The following is a 20,470-nucleotide window of genomic DNA, read 5'->3' as shown; positions in this document are numbered from 1 at the left end:
TAGGGAGAGGGGCTTGAACAGCCTGTGAATGGAGGCGACGCGGCGCAGCAACCCGTTGCCGCCGCTGGATGTTCCGCGCGACCAGGATCAGCGGCGGAGCAGCTGCTCCAGCCGGCCGGTCAATTGCACGAGCGTCACGGGCTTCTGAAGCCGCGCCACGTCGCGATAGGCCGGAGGGATCGTGGCGGTGTCATAGCCGCTGAGGAAGATCACCGGCACGCCGCGCGCGAGCAGCGCGTCGGCGAGCGGGAAGCTGAGCTCGCCGCGCAGGTTGATGTCGAGCAGCGCTGCGTCGGGCAGTTCCTCGTGGGCAGCATGCGCCAGCGCCGGCGCGAGGCTGGCGAACAGCGTGACGCTCGCGCCCGCGTCGAGCAGCGCGCGCTCCAGCCGCACCGCGACGTAGAATTCGTCCTCGCACACCAGCAGGCGCCGCCCCGCGAACGCGCCGACCTCCCCCTCCCCCGCGCCGCCGCTCATGCCGCGCCGCCGAGCGGGACGTGGAGCCGGCACGTCACCGTGCCCGCCGCGATGCGATAATCGCTCGACGCGCCGAGCTGGAACGGCAGCGCGCGCTCGATCAGCTCGCGCCCGAAGCCGCGCCGCGAGTCGGCGGCCGGGGCGGGCCAGTCGCCGGTCTCCTCCCAGGCGAGATCGAGCATCGGCTCGCCGCCGGTAACGTTCACCTGCCAGCGGATCGCGATCCGCCCCGCGCCGCGCGCGATCACACCGTGCTTGCGCGAGTTGGTGGCGAGCTCGTGGACCACCAGCGCCAGCGTCTGCACCATCGTGCTCGGCAGCAGCACGTCGGGTCCGTCGAGCGTGATCAAGGACTCGCGGTCGACGATCCCCAGCGCATCGCGCTCTGTCTCTAGCAGGTGGCGCAGCGTCAGCTTCTCGCTCCCCGACAGCAGCCGCTGCGCGCGCGCGAGCGCCTGCAAGCGGTCGTGGAAGCCTGCCTCGAACGCCTCGGGCGAGGCCGCCGCGGCCATCGTCTGCAACGCGATCCCCTCCACCACCGCGAGCAGGTTGCGCGTGCGATGCTGCAACTCGGCGACCAGCACCGCCTGACGCGCCTCGAGCGCGCGCAGGTCCTCGACGTCGGTGAAGGTGCCCACCCAGGTCGGCTCGCCGAGCTCGAACGCGGTCGGCAGCGCGCGGCCCTGGTACCAACGATAGGTCCCGTCATGCTGGTGCCAGATCCGGCACTCCACCTCGAAGATCCCGCGCACCTCGGCCGCGCCCCAGGCTTCCTCCACCGCGACCGCGTCCTCGGGGTGGACCGCGTCGAGCCAGCCGCGGCCGAGGCTCGAGTCGGGGTCGCGCCCGGTCACCTCGGTCCATTGCGGCCCCATCCAGCGCCACTGCGCGCCCGGTTCGGCGCACCAGACGAGCTGCGGGATGCCCTCGAGCACCAGCCGCAGCTGCCACTCGCTGCGCTCGCGCGCGGCCTGCTCGTCGCGGCGGCGGCGCAGCGCGTCGATGCGCAACATGCTCGCCGCGACCAGGCTGGCGTAGATGCGCAGGAAGGCGAACTCGGCCGAGAAGTCACGCGGCGCGCGCGTGCTGATGTGGAGCAGGCCCAGCATCGGCGTGCCCGGCCCGTCGCGCAGAGGAATCAGCGCCAGCCCGCGCTGGTCGAAGCTGCGCAGCAGCCCGCGCGTCTCCAGCCGCGGCTCGTCCAGCACGTCGGGCACGATCACGGGTTCGCCGTCGCGCAGCAGCCGGCTCTCCAGCGACCGCTCGTCACCCTGCGCGATATGGCTGCCGATCAGCGACGGCGCGATGCCCGCCCCGGCGCGCAGCTCGACCGAGCGGCGGTCCGCGTTCTGGCGGTAGAGCAGCACGATGTCGGCACCGACCGCGCGCCGGACATAGTCGCACGCTTCCTGCAGCAGCAGGTCGATGTCCTCCGACAGGATGGCGAGCTCGGCGAAGGCGGCGAGCATCTCGTGCTGATGGAGCGCGGCGCCGGGCGCGCGCGAGGACGCGGGGAACGCGTCCAGCGGCGATCCGTCAGCAGGCATCGCATTCGTCTCCGCACGCCGCTCCCGCGACCCTGGGTCGCGGCGTGAATTCCATCGAACCTGCCGCATAGACGGCAGGACTTATTGGATAAATTTGCCGTGCGCAGGGCTCAGCCGGGCAGCGCGTTCGGCTATTCATCCCGTTTCGGGACAGAACGCGCGGTAGGAGAAAAGGGCGCCTGCAGGACGGTCGCCCCAAAAAATTTTCGTTCGCCGATCGTTCTCTTGCAATTGCGGGAGGCGGCGAAAGTCCGCGCGTCGCCGCACCGCGGCCGGGGACGCGCGGTGCTTAGGTCCGCTCTCGGGCGCTTTTACCGGCTTGCCCGCCATCGCGATCTGCCACAATCTGTAGAGGTCAGGTCGGCGTATCGACCCCAATGGTAGTAGAACAGGACATGGCTCCCCATATCGGTGGGGCGCGCCGGGACGGTCGCGGACAATGCGGTGGTCTCTTTTTGTTCTCAGCGGGTTCGGTGTCGTCTAGGATCGGGTTCTGCCTCGATTCGGTGAGTGAAGCCAGGAGCGGGAGCGGCATGGCGATGGATTTCAGGGAAACGGACGGTGCGGCGATGATCACCGAGACGATCGACACGGCGACCGCGAGCGCGGTGACCGAGGCGCAGCCCAGCGGCGACACGCCGGGCAGCGACACGATCTCCAAGCACGGCGCGCGGGCGCGGCCCTATCCGGTCGAGGTCGATCACGGGCGCGACGCGCTGCTGACCGATTTCGGCAAGGAGACGCTCAAGGACCGCTACCTGCTGCCCGGCGAGAGCTTCCAGGACCTGTTCGTCCGCGTCGCCTCGGCCTATGCCGACGACGCCGCGCACGCGCAGCGGCTGTACGACTACATCTCCAAGCTATGGTTCATGCCGGCCACCCCGGTCCTGTCCAACGGCGGCACCGGGCGCGGGCTGCCGATCAGCTGCTACCTCAACTCGGTGCCCGACAGCCTCGACGGCATCGTGCAGACCTGGAACGAGAACGTCTGGCTCGCCTCGCGCGGCGGCGGGATCGGCACCTATTGGGGCAACGTCCGCGGCATCGGCGAGCCGGTCGGGCTCAACGGCAAGACCAGCGGCATCATCCCGTTCGTGCGCGTGATGGACTCGCTGACGCTGGCGATCAGCCAGGGTTCGCTGCGGCGCGGCTCGGCCGCCTGCTACCTCGACATCTCGCACCCCGAGATCGAGGAGTTCCTCGAGATCCGCAAACCCTCGGGCGACTTCAACCGCAAGGCGCTCAACCTGCACCACGGCGTGCTGATCCCCGACGCCTTCATGGAGGCGGTGCGCGACGGCGCCGAGTGGCAGCTCAAGAGCCCCAAGGACGGGTCGGTGCGCAACACGGTGGACGCGCGCGCCTTGTTCCAGAAACTGGTCGAGACCCGGCTGGCCACCGGCGAGCCGTACATCGTCTTCGCCGACCACGTGAACTCGACCATGCCCAAGCATCACCGCGACCTCGGGCTCAAGGTCTCGACCTCGAACCTGTGCAGCGAGATCACGCTGCCGACCGGCCGCGACCATCTCGGCAACGACCGCACCGCAGTGTGCTGCCTCTCCTCGCTCAACCTCGAGACGTGGGACGAGTGGAAGGACGAGAAGGGCTTCGTCGAGGACGTGATGCGCTTCCTCGACAACGTGCTGCAGGATTACATCGATCGCCACGAGCCCGGGATGGAGCGCGCGGCCTATTCGGCGGGACGCGAGCGCTCGGTCGGGCTGGGCGTGATGGGCTTCCACTCCTTCCTCCAGCAGCGCGGGCTGCCGTTCGAGGGGGCGATGGCGAAGAGCTGGAACCTCAAGATGTTCCGCCAGATCAACGCGCAGGTGAACGAGGCCTCGATGGTGCTCGCGCACGAGCGCGGGCCGTGCCCCGACGCCGCCGACATGGGGGTGATGGAGCGCTTCTCGTGCAAGATGGCGATCGCGCCGACCGCGTCGATCTCGATCATCTGCGGCGGCACCAGCGCCTGCATCGAGCCGATCCCGGCCAATATCTACACCCACAAGACGCTGTCGGGCAGCTTCGCGGTGAAGAACCCGTATCTCGAGAAGCTGCTCACCGAGAAGAGCAAGAACTCGGACGCGGTGTGGAACTCGATTCTCGAGCATGGCGGCTCGGTGCAGCACCTCGACTTCCTCAGCCAGGAGGAGAAGGACTGCTACAAGACGTCGTTCGAGATCGACCAGCGCTGGCTGCTCGAGCTCGCCGGCGACCGCACGCCCTATATCGACCAGGCGCAGTCGCTCAACCTGTTCATCCCGGCGGACGTGGAGAAGTGGGACCTGCTGATGCTCCACTTCCGGGCGTGGGAGCTGGGGATCAAGTCGCTCTATTATCTCCGCTCCAAGTCGGTGCAGCGCGCCGGCTTCGCGGGGGCCGAGGGCCAGGGCGGGGTCGAGGCGGACAACACGCTCGACAAGCCGCAATTCTCGCTCGCCGAGAGCACCGACTATGACGAGTGCCTCGCCTGTCAGTGAGGTAACGGGCGGTCACGCATGACAGGGTCGTGCGTGACCGCCAGGATCTATCCGCCTCACCCCGCCTCACCGCCAGGGCGGCGACGTCAGGCCGCCGAGGACAGGTCGTTGGTGATCTCGCCCGCCGCGGCGGCGAGCCGCTCGCGCGCGGCGTCGAGATCGACCGTCTGCGAGCCGTCGATCAGGCGAAGGAAGGGGATCGTCAGCGCCGCCGCGACGAGTCCGTCGAAGCCGAACACCGGATAACTGATGTCGGTGACACCGAGCGTGATCGGGCTCTTGCGCTGGGCGAAACCGGCCTTGCGGATCACCGCCAGCTGCCGCTCCAGCGCGTCACGATCCAGCGGCGCCGCGATCTCGGCCGCCTGCGTGATCGCGATCACGCGATCCTCCGGTGTCGCGAACGACAACAGCACCTTGCCCGAACAGCTCGCGAGTAGGTCGACGCTGGCGCCGAGGCGAAGCGCGAAGCCGCGCGTGCCGGGATTGTGCTCGCGCGCGATGACGAGCCCGCTGGCCTCGCTGCGGACGACGAGGTGGCACGATTGCCCGGTCTCCACCGCCAGGCGCCGCATCACCGGGCGCGCGACATCGACCAGGTTGCGCGCCGGGGTCGAGCGATAGGCCAGGTCGAGCAGCTTGTAGGCGACCGAGTAGCGATCGTCCTTGCGCGACTTGCGGAGATAGCCGAGCTGCTCGACGACGACGACGATGCGGAAGAGCTCGCCGACCGATCGGCCGAGCAGCGTGGCCATCTCACTCACCAGCAGGCCGCCGGGGTGGCGCTCGAGCAGCTCGAGGATCTCGAAGGTCTTCTGGACCGCCGGCGCCGCGTAGGTCGCCTTTCCTCCCGCCGTCACGCGCCACCTCCCCCAAAAGCGTGACACGGCCATAGGAGCCGCGGCGATCCTGTCAAATGTGGGCGCCCTTGTTCCTGCTGTCGTCCCGGTCTTGCGCCCGGATCCATATTGCCGGTTCCGTCACCCCGGACTTGTTCGGGGATCCACGCCTCCGCGGGAACAGCGCGCCGTTGGCTTGCGGCACGGTGGATCCCGAACCAAGTCCGGAATGACGAGGGGGATAACACGAAAGTCACGCTCAAGGCCGGTTCGACGAGCGCGAACAATCGTGACCCATGGCGTTCCCGCTTGCAAAATGAAAACGTGCTTGCAAGGATGAGAGCGATCAGGGGAGGGGGAGGGGGAGAGCGATGCCGGGCTGGAGCAAGCGCGAGTTCATGGCGGGCTCGCTGGGGGCCGCCGCCGCCGGCGCTGAGGCACCCGCGGTGCCGCTCGCGGTCGCGCCGGGCCGCTTTCGACCCACCGTGGAGTCGCTGCTCGGCTATCAGGCGCCCGACTGGTTCCGCGACGCCAAGTTCGGCATCTGGGCGCACTGGGGGCCGCAGGCGGTGCCGCGCCAGGGCGATTGGTACGCGCGTTTTATGTACTGCCCCGGCCACCCGCATTACGCGCACCACCTCAAGACTTACGGGCACCCGTCCGAGTTCGGCTACAAGGACATCATCCCGCTCTGGACCGCCGACAAGTTCGATCCCGAGGCGCTGATGACGCGCTATGCCGCGGCGGGCGCGCGCTACTTCGTCTCGATGGGGGTGCACCACGACAATTTCGACCTGTGGCGGTCCAAGCATCACCGCTGGAACGCCGCCGCGATGGGACCGAAGCGCGACATCGTCGGCGCCTGGCGCGACGCGGCGCGCCGCCGGGGCCTGCGCTTCGGCGTCTCCGAGCATCTCGGTGCGAGCTACAATTGGTGGTATCCCAGCCGCCTATATGACCAGTTCTGGCCCAAGCTCGGGGTGCGCTACGACGGCGCCGACCCGCGCTACGCCGATCTGTATCACGACAACCGCGACGAACCGTTCCTCGGCCCGCCCGACACCTGGTACACCAGGAACCCGGCCTATCACGCGCACTGGTACAAGCGCATCCGCGACCTGGTCGACAGCTACCAGCCCGACCTGCTCTACTCCGACGGCGGGCTGCCGTTCGGCGAGGTCGGGCGCTCGCTGGTGGCGCACCTCTACAACAGCAGCATCGCGCGCAGCGGCCGGCTGGAGGCGGTCTACGCCTCGAAGAGCCTCGGCTCGGGCGAGTTCCACCGCGAATGGGGCGTGCAGGACGTCGAGCGCGGCGTGCTGAAGGGCATCGACCCGCTGCCGTGGCAGACCGACACGTCCAACGGCGACTGGTTCGAGAACGAGAACGATCGCTACAAGACGCCGGCGCAGGTCATCTCGATGCTGGCCGACATCGTCAGCAAGAACGGCAACCTGCTGCTCAACGTCGCGCTCCGCGCCGACGGCAGCCTGCCGCCGCCGTCGGTCGAGCTGCTGGACGCGCTCGCCGCCTGGATGCCGGTCAACGGCGCGGCGATCCACGGCACCCGGCCGTGGAAAGTCCACGGCGAAGGGCCGACCGAGGCGGCGGCGGGCGACTTCAAGGAGAGCGGCGACTATGTCGCGCAGGACATCCGCTTCACCACGCGCGACGGGCGGCTCTACGCGATCACGCTCGCACCGCCGCAGGGCGACGTCGCGGTCACGTCGCTCGCCTCGGGCAACCCGCACGAGCCGCGGCGGGTGCGGCGCGTGCGGCTGCTCGGCCACGACGGCACGATCGCCTTTCGTCAGACCGATCGCGCGTTGGTGATCGACTGCCCCGCGCGCCTGCCGAGCCGCCACGCCAGCGCCTTCGAGATCAGCTTCGCCTGATCACCCGGGGGTGAACCCTTCTCCGACGGACCGTGCCGGCGCGAACGACACGATCCGGCGAGCTGAAGCGTGCTCCGGCGACCGCGGAAGCGCGCGACTAGACGCGCTCCAGCATGAGGGCGATGCCCTGCCCCACGCCGATGCACATGAAGACCATGGCATAGCGGCTGCGCGTGCGGTGCAGCTCCTCCACCGCGCTCATCGCGATCCGCGCGCCCGACATGCCGAGCGGATGGCCCAGCGCGATCGCGCCGCCGTTGCGATTGACGCGCGGGTCGTCGCTCGCGATGCCGAGGTCGCGCAAGGTCGCGAGCGCCTGCGCGGCGAAGGCCTCGTTCAGCTCGATCACGTCGAGCTGGTCGAGACCGATGCCGGTGACACGGCACAGCTTGCGCGCCGCCTCGATCGGCCCGACCCCCATGATGCGCGGCGCGATCCCCGCCACCGCCATGCCGAGGACGCGCGCGCGCGGCGTCAGCCCGTGCCGCGCCGCTGCTTCCTCGCTCGCGACCAGCATCGCCGCCGCGCCGTCGTTGAGGCCGGAGGCATTGCCCGCGGTGACGGTGCCGTCGGCCCGCACCACCGGCTTCAGCTTGGCCAGCGCCTCCAGGCTGGTCGTGCGGGGATGCTCGTCGCGCTCGACCAGGATCGGCTCGCCGTCGCGCTGCGGCACGCTGACCGCGACGATCTCCGCCGCCATCCGCCCGCCGGAGATCGCCGCGGCCGCCTTCTGCTGGCTGGCGAGCGCGAAGGCGTCCTGCTCCGCGCGGGTGACGCGCCACTCGTCGGCGACGTTCTCCGCCGTCTCCGGCATCGAATCGACGCCGTACGCCTCGCGCATCTTCGGGTTGATGAAGCGCCAGCCCAAGGTCGTGTCCTCGAGCTGCTGCGCGCGGTCGAACGCCGCCTGCGCCTTGCCCAGCACGAAGGGCGCGCGGGTCATGCTCTCGGCCCCGCCGGCGATCAGCAGCGCGGCGTCGCCGCCCCGGATCGCCTGCGCCGCGCTGCCCACCGCGTTGAGCCCCGATCCGCACAGCCGGTTGATCGTCGCCCCCGGCACCGAGTCGGGCAGTCCGGCGAGCAGCGTCGCCATGCGCGCGACGTTGCGATTGTCCTCTCCGGCCTGGTTGGCGCAGCCGAGCAGCACGTCGTCGACCGCGGCCCAGTCGACGCGCGGGTTGCGCTCGATCAGCGCGCGCAGCGGGACCGCGGCAAGGTCGTCGGTGCGGATCGTCGCGAGCGCGCCGCCAAGCCGGCCGATCGGGGTGCGGATCGCGTCACAGATAAAGGCGTGCGGCATCGGGCGTCCTGCTCCAGCGTAGCGATGGAACTCTGCGAGTCCGGAACATCAGTAGCGGCGGCGGGCAGCCCGGCGTAGAGGGCAAGTGACCTCGTCCGGTTCGCGTCGCCGCCGGTTCACGTGCGCCGTAGCGGCCGGGGCCGGCGCGAGGTGGCCCCACCCGCCCGGGATGAGCTGTTCATCCCCGTCCGTCGATCGCGCCGTCGAGCGGGATGCTTCCGGGCGCGACGTCTGGACGCGGATCGCCACGGCAAGGCGAGCCGCTCACGCTTGCACTAGCCATGGCAGTCCTCGCATCGAATCGGCCCCATATGTTGTGTTTTGGCAGCGCGAGCTATGGCTTCCCGATTGAGAAAACGGTGGCGACGGCGGGGTCGATCGGGTATCTGGGAGGGACTTCGGAGACTCGGCGCGTGCGACCGCGAGGACGCTGAGAAGGCTGACACATCTCGTGCCCAAGGTGGTTGAACATGGCATCTGCCCCGAGCCAGCGGCGATCGCAGGCACAGTGCGTGAGAGGCGCTCCTATCGTCTCGTCGGCGGCGACCATGGCGCGTGGCGCGAGCGGCTCGCCGCGCGCGCGCTGATGCGGTTCGCCTCACCCCTCGGCGGAAGAGCGGAGGCGTCTTCCCGCAGGTTGCCCGCCCGGGTGAGCGTGACCGTTGGGCAGGAGAGCAGCGATGCACCTCGGGGACGATCGATCACTGCCCCCTCCCGCCCACGCGCGACGATCGCCGCTCAGCACGGTCGCCACAGTGACGGCCGGCGGTGCGTGTCCCACGCGAAAGGGCGGCGCCCGATGACGAGCGCCGCCCCACCTGTCACGATCCGATCGGCCTCGCGCCCCCTCCCGCCGGGAGGAGGCGCTAACGCCTCACTCGGCCTCTTCGAACATGTCCTGCGCGTTCTGCGCGGTCGCCGAGAGGCGGACCTGGTCGCCCTCGACCTCCGCCACCAGCCCGAGCGGCAGGTAATGGTGCTTCGCGCCCTGCCCGTCCTGCGTCGAGGGCGAGTCGTTCTTGGTCAGCTTGATCCGGTCGCCGTCGACATGGTCGACGGTGCCGACGTGCACGCCGTCCGCGCCGATCACCTCGGCATGTTCCTTGATCTGGCTGGCATCGACCATCGTCAGTCTCCTCTGTTCGGTTCGGGGGCGCAACGCACGGGGCGGGAGATGGTCGCATGCTGAGCACGCTGCCGCTCCAGTCCGCGATCATGTTCGCGGTGGCGGCGGTGTTCGCGCTCGCCGGCGCGTGGCTGCTCGCCGAGCTGCGCCGCCCGCTGCCCGAGGCGCGGGTCTATGCCTATCGCATGGTCGGTGTGATGGCGCTGTCGGGCGGGGTCGTGCTGGCGCTGTCCGCCGCGGCGATGTGGCAGTGGAGCCTCGAGCCATGACCGACCCGCCCGCCTGATCTCGCCCACCTGATTTCCTATATTCGTCTCACCCGGAGTGTAGCCATGTCCCTTCTCGAAGCCCGCAAGCAGTACAAGCCGTTCGAATACCCCTGGGCGTTCGAGTTCTGGAAGCGCCAGCAGCAGCTCCACTGGCTGCCCGAGGAAGTGCCGCTGGGCGAGGACTGCCGCGACTGGGCGCAGAAGCTGACCGACCACGAGCGCAACCTGCTCACCCAGATCTTCCGCTTCTTCACCCAGGCCGACGTCGAGGTGCAGGACTGCTACCACGAGAAATACGGCCGCGTGTTCAAGCCGACCGAGGTCAAGATGATGCTGACCGCGTTCAGCAACATGGAGACGGTCCACATCGCCGCCTACTCGCACCTGCTCGACACGATCGGCATGCCCGAGAGCGAGTATGGCGCCTTCCTCGAGTACGGCGAGATGAAGGACAAGCATGATTACATGCAGAACTTCGGCGTCGACAACGATCAGGACATCGCGCGCACGCTCGCCATGTTCGGCGGCTTCACCGAGGGCGTGCAGCTCTTCGCCAGTTTCGCGATGCTGATGAACTTCCCGCGCTTCAACAAGATGAAGGGCATGGGCCAGATCGTCAGCTGGTCGGTGCGCGACGAGAGCCTGCACTGCGAGGGCATCATCCGCATGTTCCACGCTTTCTGTGCAGAGCGCCAGTGCCTGACCAAGGCGGTGAAGGACGACATCGCCGACGTGTGCCAGACGACGATCCGGCTGGAGGACAATTTCATCGATCTGGCCTTCGAGATGGGCCCGGTCGAGGGGATGAAGCCGAAGGAGATCAAGAAGTACATCCGCTATATCGCGGACTGGCGGCTCAACCAGCTGGGACTGAAGCCGATCTACATGATCGACGAGCACCCGCTGCCGTGGCTCACCCCGCTGCTCAACGGCGTGGAGCACGCCAACTTCTTCGAGACGCGCGCGACGGAGTATTCGAAGGCGGCGACCAAGGGCCAGTGGAACGACGTGTGGGACTCGTTCGACAAGCGCCAGAAGGCCAAGGGTGCGCGCCCGGCGAACGAGGACGCGGGCGAGGCCAGCGGCGACATGTTCGCGGGCGTCGCGGCGGAGTGAGCTAGCGCCCCTCCCCTGTAGAGGAGGGGCTGGGGGTGGGGCTTCACCGTGGGCGTGCAGCTCGCGCAAGCGCCCACCCCAGCCCTTCCCTGAAGGGGAGGGAGCAAGGTCATGCCTCCTCGGCAGCGCCGTCTGGACAGCCGCCGCCCGAAAAGATTGTTTTGAGCGGACACCATGACCCCCAGCTGGCACCCCGCCCCCGACAGCGGCATCGCGATCCGCGCGGTCCCCGCCAACGGCCTCACCTTCGAGGTCGCCGAGGCGGGGAGCGGCGAGCATCTCGCGCTGTGCCTCCACGGCTTCCCCGAGCTGCACTATAGCTGGCGCCACCAGATGCCGCTGCTCGCCGGGCTTGGCTATCGCGTCTGGGCGCCGAACCAGCGCGGCTATGGCGGCACCTCACGCCCCGCCGCGGTCACCGACTATACGATGGACCGGATCGTCGCCGACGCCGCCGCCTTGTTCGACGCGAGCGGCGCGCGCACGCTCACGCTGATCGCGCACGACTGGGGCGGCGCGATCGCGTGGAACTTCGCGATCAACAAGGTGCGCCCGCTCGAGCGGCTGGTGGTGATGAACCTGCCCCACCCCGCCTGCTTCGCCGCGGCGCTGCGCCACCGGCCGCAGCGGCGGCGCAGCTGGTACATCGGCGCGTTCCAGCTCCCGTGGCTGCCCGAGCGGCTGATGGCGCTGGGCGACGCCGCGCTGGTGCGCCGCGCCTTCCGCGGCATGGCGGTGGACAAGACGCGCTTCCCCGACGCGGTGCTCGACGCCTTCGCCGCCGCGGCGCGGCGGCCGGGCGCGCTCAGGGCGATGATCAACTGGTATCGCGCCGCCGCGCGCCACCGCGAGCGGATGCGCTTCGGCAACGGCGGGCGGGTCGAGGTGCCCACGCTGATCGTATGGGGTGAGGAGGACAAAGCGCTCGGGCTGGAGACGCTCGACGGGACCGAGCGCTACGTCGCCGACCTCACCGTGCGGCGGCTGCCGGGCGTGTCGCACTGGGTGCAGCAGGAGGCGCCCGAGGCGGTCAACGCGATCCTGCGCGAGTGGCTGCCGCGGGTGGGGTGAGCCGGACGGGGGAGATGCTCCGGCCGACCGACACGCTCGAGCGACGCCTTGCTCCGGCACACGCCGGAGCCCAGGGCCGCGGGGGTGACGTGCGTGGCCCTGGGTTCCTGCGTGTGCAGCAACACGGAAAGGGATTGGCAGTGGCCGCTCCCCGCTCTCTCTCCGTCATCCTGAACTCGTTTCAGGATCCACGGCGCAGCGGTCGCAGCCGCCGCTGGGGGACCGTGACGCGGTCGGCGAGCGCTACGTCCTCCACTTGGCCGCGGAGAGAGCGGCCAAGTGGATCCTGAAACGAGTTCAGGATGATGCCAGCGCAGAGGATAGGGCGGCCGCTCTCCCTCACTCCCCGAAGGCGCGTCGGATCAGGTCCGCGGTGGAGGCGTCGAAGTCACCGCCGCCCTTGGCCGCCGCCTTGGCCATCTCCTTGCCCAGCTCGACACCAAACTGGTCGAAGGAGTTGATCCCCAGCAGCACGCCGTTCACGAACACGCGATGCTCGTAGAACGCGATCAGCGCGCCGAGCGTGCGCGCGTCGAGCCGGTCGAGCAGCAAAGTCGACGACGGGCGGTCGCCGGGATAGCTGCGCGCCGGATCGTCGACCTGCTTGCCCGTCATCAGCGCCGCGCCCTGCGCGAAGGCGTTGAGCAGCAGCTGGCGGTGATGCTCCGCCGGCAGCGTGTCGCCCGCCTCGATCACCGCGAGGAACTCGACCGGCACGAGATGCGTGCCCTGGTGGAGCAGCTGGAACACCGCGTGCTGCGCGTCGGTGCCCACCCCGCCCCAGGTGATCGGCGCGGTCGGGCGGCCGACCGGCTGACCGTCGACCGTCACGCCCTTGCCGTTCGACTCCATCTCGAGCTGCTGGAGGTAGCTCGGCAGCAGCCGCAGCCGCTCGTCATAGGCGAAGGGCGCGCGCGTCTCGGCGTGGCGCACCTGGGTGTAATAGAGGTCGGCGAAGGCGGCGAGCGCGGGCGCGTTCTCGTGCAGCGCGGCGAGGCGGAAGTGGCGGTCCATCTCGGCCGCGCCCTCGAGCAGCTCCTCGAACTGGTCCCAGCCGAGCGCGATCGCGGCGGGGAAGCCGATCGACGACCAGAGCGAGTAGCGCCCGCCGACCCCCTCCGAGAAGGGCAGGATCCGCGTCTCGTCGACGCCCCACTCGATCGCCTTCTCGGGCGAGGCGGTCAGCGCGATCACGCGGCCGTACGGGTCCTCGACGCCGGCCCCGGTCATCCACTGGATGACGCTCTCGGCGTTCATCATCGTCTCGGTGGTGGTGAAGGTCTTGGAGGCGACCACCAGCAGGGTCGTCTCGGGGTCGAAGTCGTCGAACACGTCGTCCAGCGCCATGCCGTCGACGTTGGAGACGATCGCGACGTCGTAGCGGTCGCTACCGCGCCCCAATGCGTCGACCAGCAGGTGCGGCCCCAGCGCCGAGCCGCCGATCCCGACATGCAGGATCGAGCGCACCGGGCCGAACGCCTCGGCCTCGATCGCGTCGATCAGCCCGCGCATCCGCGCGTGGTACGAGGCCGCGCGCGCGACGCTCTCGGCCTTGCCCTCGCCGCGCTCGGCGGTGTGCTCGACCGGGCGGTCCTCGGTGACGTTGACGTTGGCGCCCGCGAACATCGCCTCGCGCTTGCCCGCGAGGTCGACCGACTTGGCGAGCGCCTCGAAGGCGGAGAGCGCGTCGGCGGTGAGGTGCGTCTTGGACCAGTCGAAGTGGATGCCGGCGACGTCGAGCGACAGCCGCTTCAACCGATCCGGGTCCTCGGCGAAGAGCGCCTCGAGCCGCTCCTGCGGCAGCGCCTCGATCGTCGACCAGTCCGCCATGTCATCTGTCCTTCCGGCTGTCTCGTGTCGCGGCGCACAACGGGCCGGCGACGCCAAGGCTCCGCTTGACGCGACGCGACGGTTGCGCAACGCGGTGCTTCATGGCCACCCCCACTGCCGCCGGCAAGCCCGCGCGTTCGGAAACCGCCGAGACGATCCGCTTCCTGCTGAAGCTGGCGCTGTTCGTCTTCGTGCTGCGCAGCTTCATCTTCTCGCCTTTCTCGATCCCGAGCGAGTCGATGCTGCCGCGGCTGCTGATCGGCGACTATCTGTTCGTCTCCAAGTGGAACTACGGCTACTCCCGCTGGTCGCTGCCGTGGGGCGTGCCGCTGATCCCCGGCCGCATCTTCGCGCACGATCCGACCCGCGGCGACACCGTGGTGTTCCGCTCGATGGGGCCGGACGACCATGACGTGATCAAGCGCGTGATCGGCCTGCCCGGCGACACGGTGCAGATGCGGGACGGCCAGCTGTTCCTCAACGGCCAGGCGATCCCCAAGCAGCGAGTCGCGGACTTCGTCGTGCCGCTCTCGCCCAACTTCCCCGCCGAGAAGTGCGGTGCGCGCTTCCAGGACAGCGACGCGCAGGGGCAGCCGATCTGCCGCTACCCGCGCTTCCGCGAGACGCTGCCGGGCGGCCGCAGCTACAATGTGCTGGACCAGGAGAATATCCCGGTCGCCGACGACACCGACGTGTACAAGGTGCCCGCGGGCAACGTCTTCCTGATGGGCGACAACCGCGACGATTCGGCGGACAGCCGCTTCGCCCCGCCGGTCGGCATGGGCTATATCCCGATGGAGCGGATCGAGGGCAAGGCGGTGGTCACCTTCTGGTCGACCGACGGCTCGGCCGAGTGGCTCAAGCCCTGGACCTGGGTCTCGGCGGCGCGCTTCCGCCGCATCGGGGAGGGCTTTTGAGCGACGCCGGCGACGACCTCGCCGGCTGGGTCGAGGCGCAGTTCGGCGTCCGGCCCGACGACACCGCGCCGTTCACGCGCGCGCTGACGCACAGCAGCCACGCCGAGGGTCAGGCGGGCGGCAGCTACGAGCGGCTCGAATTCCTCGGCGACCGCGTGCTGGGATTGTCGATGGCGGAATGGCTGGTGGAGCTGTTCCCGGCCGAACCCGAGGGGCAGTTGTCGAAGCGCTTCAACGCGCTCGTCACCGGCGCGGTGTGCGCCGAGGTGGCGCGCGAGATCGGCGCCGACGCGCGCGTGCGGCTCGGCAAGCAGGCGCGCGACGACGGCGCGCAGCACAGCGACAACGTGCTGGGCGACGTGGTCGAGGCGCTGCTCGGCGCGGTGTATCTCACCGCCGGGCTGGCGCCCGCGCGCGCGGCGGTGCGGCGGCTGTGGCAGGACAAGGTCCATGTCGAGGCGCGCGCGCCGCAGCATCCCAAATCGGCGTTGCAGGAATGGGCCGCCGCCAACCGCCGCGCGGTGCCCTCCTACGCGATCGTCGAGCGCGCCGGGCCGGGCCACGCGCCGCGCTTCACCGTGCGCGCGACCGTCGGCAAGGACGAGATGCTCGCGGAGGGGACCAGCAAGCAGGAGGCCGAGACCGAGGCCGCCAAGGCGCTGCTCGCCGCGCTGTCGGCGCAGGCGGCGCCGGCGCGGGGACGGCGGCGGCGGTGACGTGGCGGTGCTCCTGCGCACGCAGGAACGCGTCTGCATCTGGAAGAACGCGGCACCTTGCCCTTCACTTAGCGTCATCCTGAACTCGTTTCAGGATCCACCGTGCCGCAGGTATCGCCACCGCTGGGTTTGCCGCGACGTGGATCCTGAGACAAGCTCAGGATGACGAAAGCGGATAGGTCCGTCCCTCACGCTTCGCTCTGCCGCCCTTCCGCCGGAACACCCTGCCCATCCCGCACATTCCGCCCCGCATGGCAGGACGCGTGCGGCGCAAGCAGGGACTGGTCGAGGCCGAGCGGCGCGCTGCGACCGAGACCGCGCTCCCGGATCGTTGCGCGCTGTGCGATCGCCCGCTCGGTCGCCGTGTCGAGTGGCACCATGTCGTGCCGCGCAGCGAGGGCGGGCGCGATACCGTGCCGCTCCACCCGATCTGCCACCGCGCGATCCACGCCGCCGCGGACAACGGCGCGCTCGCCCGCGCCGGGACGCTCGACGCGATCCGCGGCTGGCCCGCGATCGCGCGCTTCCTCGGCTGGATCGCCGACAAGCCCCCCGACTTCCACGCGCCGACCCGCCGCGGGGTCGCGTGACGGCGGGAGAGCGTCTCAGCCCGCCATCATCCCCCACAGCAGATAGCCGTTGAGCGCGACGATCACCGCCGCGATTCCCCACGCCAGCCCCGCCAGCCAGCGCGGCGCGGCGAACTCGCCCATCAGGCGGCGGTTGGCGGTATAGGCCACCAGCGGGATCACCGCGAACGGCAGCTGGAGGCTCAGCACCACCTGGCTCAGCACCAGCAGCTCGGTCGCGCCGCGGTCGCCCATCGCCGCCACCACCAGCACCGCCGGCACGATCGCGATCGCGCGCGTCACCAGCCGGCGCAGCCACACCGGCAGCCGCACGTCGAGGAACCCCTCCATCACGATCTGCCCGGCCAGCGTGCCCGTCACGGTCGAGTTCTGCCCGCTCGCGAGCAGCGCCACCGCGAACACCGCGCTCGCGCCGCCGACGCCGAGCATCGGCGACAGCAGCTCGTGCGCCTGCTCGATCTCGGCCACCTCGGTGCGGCCGGCGGTGTGGAAGGCCGCCGCTGCCAGGATCAGGATCGCCGCGTTGATGAAGAAGGCCAGCCCCAGCGCCACCGTGGAGTCGATCGTCGCGAGCGTGAGCGCCTCGCGCCGGTCGCGCGCGCCGCTGCCGTACGCGCGCGTCTGCACGATCGAGGAATGAAGGTAGAGATTATGCGGCATCACCGTCGCGCCGAGGATACCGATCGCGATGTAGAGCATCGCCGGGTTGGTCACCACCTCGCGCGAGGGCACCAGCCCGCGCGCGGCGCCGCCCCAGTCGGGGTTGGCCCAGAACAGCTCGAACGCGAAACAGCCGGCGATGATGATCAGCAGGCTGGCGATGAACGCCTCGAGCCGACGGAAGCCGTAGCGCTGCAGCGCGAGGATCAGGAAAACGTCGAGCGCGGTGACGATGACGCCGTACACCAGCGGCAGGCCGAACAGCAGCTTGAGCGCGATCGCGGTGCCCAGCACCTCGGCGAGGTCGCAGGCGATGATGGCGATCTCGGCCAGCCCCCACAGCAGCCAGGCGACCGGGCGCGACGAGTGCTGACGGCACGCCTGCGCGAGATCGAGCCCCGCGCCGATACCGAGCCGCGCCGACAGCGCCTGGAGCACGATCGCCATCAGGTTCGACAGCAGCACGACCGAGAGGAGCGTGTAGCCGAACGCCGAGCCGCCGGCGATGTCGGTCGCCCAATTGCCCGGGTCCATATAGCCGACCGCGACGAGCCAGCCCGGCCCGACGAAGGCCATCAGCTTGCGCCAGAAACCCGCCCCCTCGGGGATGGGGACGGTGGCGAAGCTGTCGCCGAGCGAACGCGCGGTGGAGGTCATGTGGCGCGTTGAATGCGGGAGACGCGCCGGGGTTTCAATGGGGAGGGTGGGAAGGTGCGCGGAGCAGCTCAAATCCTCCCCGCTTGGCGGGGAGGGGGACCGCCGGCGAAGCCGGTGGTGGAGGGGGTTCTCCGCACGCGAGCCGGTGCGTGAGCGGCGAGCCCCCTCCACCACTCGCTTCGCGAGCGGTCCCCCTCCCCGTGCCGGGGAGGATCACACCCTCACCGCCGCTCGTACGCCTTGGGCAGCGCGCCCTCGGTCGGCGTCAGATAGCGGTCGCGCAGGTCGGTCTGGCGCGAGCGCATCGGTTGCGCGCGGCCATCGACCCAGGTCGCGACCGGCACCGAGGACAGCTCGAGCGGGTCGCCGTCCCACAGCACCACGTCCGCACGACGGCCGGGACGCAGCGAGCCGATCTCGCCGCCCAGCCCGATCGCCTCGGCGGGACCGCTGGTGATCGTGGCCCAGGCCTGGCCCCAGTCGAGCCCGGTCGCGCCCGGCACGCGCGTGATCGCCACGAGGTTGCCGGCGAACTGGCGCAGCACATGGTCGCCGCCCGACGCGCCGGTGGAGGCGAGCGCCACCTGCACCCCGGCGGCGCGCATCCGCCCGACGTTCGACTCGGTCGCGGCGAGGCTCTCGAAGCTGGCGGGCAGGTCGGCGAGCGCGTGCGCGATCACCGGCACGCGCGCCGCGGCGATCTCGCGCGCCACCAGCCAGCCCTCGGCGACGCCGACCAGCACGAGCTTCACTCGGGGATAGTCGCGCGTCATGCCGAGCACCTGGCGGATGTCCGCCGCGCGCTCGACATGGACCAGCAGCGGCAGCTGCCCGTCGAGCACGCGCCCCAGCGTCTCGGCGTCACCGCGAGTCACCAGCGAATCGCGCGAGCGGCCGTCGAACGCCTTGGGATCGCGGCGATAGTCCTGCGCCTGCTGGAAGGCGTCGCGCAGCAGCGCCCAGGCCGCGGGGCGGCTGCCGCCGGCGAGTTTGCCGCCGTCCTCGCCCAGCTCGACATATTCGAACGCGCGCGCGCGGGTCAGCGCGTCGGGGTCGCTGCCGAGGTCGATCACCGCGCCCTGCCCGGCGAAGATAGACCCGCCCGCCTCGGGCGCGACGATCGCGCGCGTCACGCCGCCGAGCCGCTCGTTGGCGACCTTCACCCCCGCCGGGTTGACCGCGACCGACACGTCGATCGAGGCCTTGAACGGCGAGCCGCGCGCGCCCGCGTCGTTGCTCTCGGACACGCCGTCGGCGTCGACCAGCGACAGGTCGGTCATCGCCGAGACCACGCCCGGCGTCACCCATTTGCCGGTGGCGTCGACCACCTCGGCGCCCGCGGGCACCGCCACGCCAGCGCCCGCGGCGACAATGCGGCCGTTCGCGACCAACACGGTGCCGCGCTCGATCGGCGCCGAGCCGTCGCCGATCGCGACAGTGCCGCCGGTGATCGCGATCGTCTGCGCCGCGGCGGGCATGGCCAGCACGCTGGCGGCGAGGAGGAGCAAAGCGCGCGTCACTTGACGTCTCCCGAACCGGGCTGGCCGAGCTCGAAGTCGCTCACCGGGCGGCGCTTCGGGTCGCTCGAATCATAGAGCAACGCGCCGTCGACCCAGACCTTCTCGGGCCTCGTGTAGACGCTGAACGGATTGCCGTTCCACAGCACCGCGTCGGCCATCTTGCCGGGGCGCAGGCTGCCGGTCTGCTGGTCGATGCCGAGCGCCTTGGCCGGCCCGAGCGAGAGCCACTTCCACGCCGCCGCGTCGCTCACCTGGATGCCGGCATGTCGCGCCGAGGAGAGCACCTTGGCGACCTCCTGGTTGAGCCGCTGGATGCCGTTCTCGTCGTCGGAGTGGATCATCGCGCACGCGCCCGCGTGATCGAGGATCGCGAGGTTCTCGCCGATCCCGTCGTAGCTCTCCATCTTGAAGCCGTACCAGTCGGCCCAGACCGCGGCGCAGGTGCCGCTGGCCTTGAGCAGGTCCGCGATCTTGTACGCCTCGACCGCGTGGTGGAAGGCGGTGACATGGTAGCCGAACTCCTTGGCCATATCGAGCACGATGGCCATCTCGTCGGCGCGGTAGCAGTGGTTCTGCACCATGATCTCGCCCGAGAGCACGCCGCGCAGCGTGTCCATGCCGATGTCGCGATCGGGTGGGTCGCCGCCCTCCTTCTCGTACTTGTCCCACTTGCGCTTGTACGCCACCGCCTTGGCCCAGGTCTGGCGATCGACCGCGACATTGCCCATGCGGGTCGAGGGCTCGCGGTTCTTGCTGCCGTAGACGCGCTTGGGGTTCTCCCCGCAGGCCATCTTGAGACCGTAGGGCGCGCCGGGGAACTTCATCGCCTGCATCGTCCGCGCGTAGACGTTCTTGAGCACCACGCTGCGCCCGCCCATCAGGTTGGCCGAGCCGGGCAGGATCTGCAGCGTCGTTACCCCGCCGTTGGCGAGCGCGCGGCCGAAGCCGGGGTCCTGCGGCCACACGCTGTGCTCGGCCCAGACGTCCGCGGTGATCGGCGCGGTCGCCTCGTTGCCGTCGGACAACGCCTGCACCTGCGGGCTGGGATAATCGCCGAGATGGCTGTGGATGTCGACGATGCCGGGGGTGATATACTTGCCCGCGCCGTCGACCACGGTCGCGCCCGCGGGCGCGTCGAGCGACTGACCCACCGCGGCGATCTTGCCGTCCGCGAGCAGCACCGCGCCGCCGTCGATCCGCCCGCCCTCGCCGTCGAACACGGTGACGTTGCGCACCAGCGTCGGCACGCCGGGATAAGCGTGATAGGTCGAGGGGTAAGGATCGCGCGCGTATTTCACCGGCGGCGCCTTGGCCGCGGCGCTCTTGGGACGATCCTTGCCGTCACTCGCGCAGGCGGCGAGTGGCAGCGCGATCGCGACCGCGCCCCAGAGCGCGCGGCGCCCTCGACCGAGCTTCATGCATTAACCCCTTTTCTTATGCTCTACCCTCTCTGG

17 protein-coding genes are annotated in these 20,470 nt (G+C 70.1%); 8 read left to right on the top strand and 9 right to left on the bottom strand.

Annotated features, from left to right (window positions below; translation table 11 throughout):
* Window positions 1-87: 87 nt before the first annotated feature.
* Complete coding sequence (locus tag FHY03_RS12340) at window positions 88-477, bottom strand: response regulator (protein ID WP_183923829.1); 390 nt, start codon at window positions 475-477, stop codon at window positions 88-90.
* Complete coding sequence (locus tag FHY03_RS12335) at window positions 474-2,024, bottom strand: sensor histidine kinase (RefSeq protein WP_183923838.1); 1,551 nt, start codon at window positions 2,022-2,024, stop codon at window positions 474-476. Before FHY03_RS12335 ends, FHY03_RS12340 begins: the two co-directional genes overlap by 4 nt.
* A 539-nt stretch (window positions 2,025-2,563) precedes the next feature.
* Here FHY03_RS12335 and FHY03_RS12330 point away from each other — a divergent pair.
* Window positions 2,564-4,510 carry a ribonucleoside-diphosphate reductase subunit alpha gene (locus FHY03_RS12330; RefSeq protein WP_183931361.1) on the top strand — a complete coding sequence of 649 codons (1,947 nt, stop codon included), beginning with the start codon at window positions 2,564-2,566 and terminating at the stop codon, window positions 4,508-4,510.
* An 86-nt stretch (window positions 4,511-4,596) separates the two neighbouring features.
* Here FHY03_RS12330 and FHY03_RS12325 read toward each other — a convergent pair whose 3' ends face one another.
* Window positions 4,597-5,370 (bottom strand): IclR family transcriptional regulator, encoded by a 774-nt coding sequence (locus tag FHY03_RS12325; RefSeq protein WP_311721493.1) that lies wholly within the window; start codon window positions 5,368-5,370, stop codon window positions 4,597-4,599.
* A 350-nt stretch (window positions 5,371-5,720) separates the two neighbouring features.
* Here FHY03_RS12325 and FHY03_RS12320 point away from each other — a divergent pair, with 350 nt between their 5' ends.
* Window positions 5,721-7,244, top strand: a complete 1,524-nt coding sequence (locus tag FHY03_RS12320; RefSeq protein WP_183931071.1) for an alpha-L-fucosidase — start codon at window positions 5,721-5,723, stop codon at window positions 7,242-7,244.
* A 97-nt stretch (window positions 7,245-7,341) separates the two neighbouring features.
* Here the strand turns inward: FHY03_RS12320 and pcaF are convergent, their stop codons facing one another.
* Both pcaF and FHY03_RS12310 read right to left on the bottom strand, forming a co-directional pair.
* Window positions 7,342-8,544, bottom strand: a complete 1,203-nt coding sequence (pcaF, locus tag FHY03_RS12315; RefSeq protein WP_183931069.1) for a 3-oxoadipyl-CoA thiolase — start codon at window positions 8,542-8,544, stop codon at window positions 7,342-7,344.
* Between the two features lie 874 nt (window positions 8,545-9,418).
* Window positions 9,419-9,670 carry a DUF2171 domain-containing protein gene (locus tag FHY03_RS12310; RefSeq protein ID WP_183923847.1) on the bottom strand — a complete coding sequence of 84 codons (252 nt, stop codon included), beginning with the start codon at window positions 9,668-9,670 and terminating at the stop codon, window positions 9,419-9,421.
* A gap of 56 nt (window positions 9,671-9,726) precedes the next feature.
* Between FHY03_RS12310 and FHY03_RS12305 the strand changes: the two genes are divergently transcribed.
* The 3 genes from FHY03_RS12305 to FHY03_RS12295 all read left to right on the top strand — a co-directional run bounded on the left by FHY03_RS12305 (window position 9,727) and on the right by FHY03_RS12295 (window position 12,126).
* Window positions 9,727-9,939: a hypothetical protein gene (locus FHY03_RS12305; RefSeq protein WP_183923849.1), complete on the top strand. Its 213-nt coding sequence runs from the start codon at window positions 9,727-9,729 to the stop codon at window positions 9,937-9,939.
* Window positions 9,940-10,002: 63 nt separating this feature from the next.
* Entirely contained in the window at window positions 10,003-11,055 is a 1,053-nt protein-coding gene (locus FHY03_RS12300) for a ribonucleotide-diphosphate reductase subunit beta (RefSeq protein ID WP_183923851.1), read from the top strand.
* A 174-nt stretch (window positions 11,056-11,229) separates the two neighbouring features.
* Window positions 11,230-12,126, top strand: a complete 897-nt coding sequence (locus FHY03_RS12295; protein WP_183931067.1) for an alpha/beta fold hydrolase — start codon at window positions 11,230-11,232, stop codon at window positions 12,124-12,126.
* Between the two features lie 339 nt (window positions 12,127-12,465).
* On the opposite strand, the gene pgi is transcribed toward FHY03_RS12295, so the two are convergent.
* On the bottom strand, window positions 12,466-13,956 hold the full coding sequence (gene pgi, locus FHY03_RS12290) for a glucose-6-phosphate isomerase (RefSeq protein WP_183931066.1): 1,491 nt from the start codon (window positions 13,954-13,956) through the stop codon (window positions 12,466-12,468).
* Window positions 13,957-14,057: 101 nt separating this feature from the next.
* Between pgi and lepB the strand changes: the two genes are divergently transcribed.
* From lepB to FHY03_RS12275, 3 genes are all read left to right on the top strand, one after another.
* On the top strand, window positions 14,058-14,873 hold the full coding sequence (gene lepB / locus FHY03_RS12285) for a signal peptidase I (protein ID WP_183931063.1): 816 nt from the start codon (window positions 14,058-14,060) through the stop codon (window positions 14,871-14,873).
* A complete protein-coding gene (gene rnc / locus FHY03_RS12280; RefSeq protein ID WP_260158893.1) occupies window positions 14,870-15,589 on the top strand; it encodes a ribonuclease III in 720 nt (239 codons plus the stop codon). Before lepB ends, rnc begins: the two co-directional genes overlap by 4 nt.
* A gap of 251 nt (window positions 15,590-15,840) precedes the next feature.
* The gene (locus tag FHY03_RS12275; RefSeq protein ID WP_183923859.1) at window positions 15,841-16,179 is read left to right on the top strand and encodes an HNH endonuclease signature motif containing protein; all 339 of its coding nucleotides are present in this window, start codon (window positions 15,841-15,843) and stop codon (window positions 16,177-16,179) included.
* Between the two features lie 15 nt (window positions 16,180-16,194).
* Here the strand turns inward: FHY03_RS12275 and FHY03_RS12270 are convergent, their stop codons facing one another.
* The 3 genes from FHY03_RS12270 to FHY03_RS12260 all read right to left on the bottom strand — a co-directional run bounded on the left by FHY03_RS12270 (window position 16,195) and on the right by FHY03_RS12260 (window position 20,434).
* Complete coding sequence (locus tag FHY03_RS12270) at window positions 16,195-17,496, bottom strand: Nramp family divalent metal transporter (protein ID WP_183923861.1); 1,302 nt, start codon at window positions 17,494-17,496, stop codon at window positions 16,195-16,197.
* Between the two features lie 221 nt (window positions 17,497-17,717).
* Window positions 17,718-18,974 carry an amidohydrolase family protein gene (locus FHY03_RS12265; protein WP_183931359.1) on the bottom strand — a complete coding sequence of 419 codons (1,257 nt, stop codon included), beginning with the start codon at window positions 18,972-18,974 and terminating at the stop codon, window positions 17,718-17,720.
* Between the two features lie 38 nt (window positions 18,975-19,012).
* Entirely contained in the window at window positions 19,013-20,434 is a 1,422-nt protein-coding gene (locus tag FHY03_RS12260) for an amidohydrolase (protein ID WP_183923864.1), read from the bottom strand.
* Window positions 20,435-20,470 lie beyond the last annotated feature (36 nt).

The organism is Sphingomonas sp. BK345 (genome assembly GCF_014193845.1).
Lineage (GTDB): Bacteria > Pseudomonadota > Alphaproteobacteria > Sphingomonadales > Sphingomonadaceae > Sphingomonas.
This window is presented reverse-complemented; position numbering and strand designations above follow the sequence as displayed.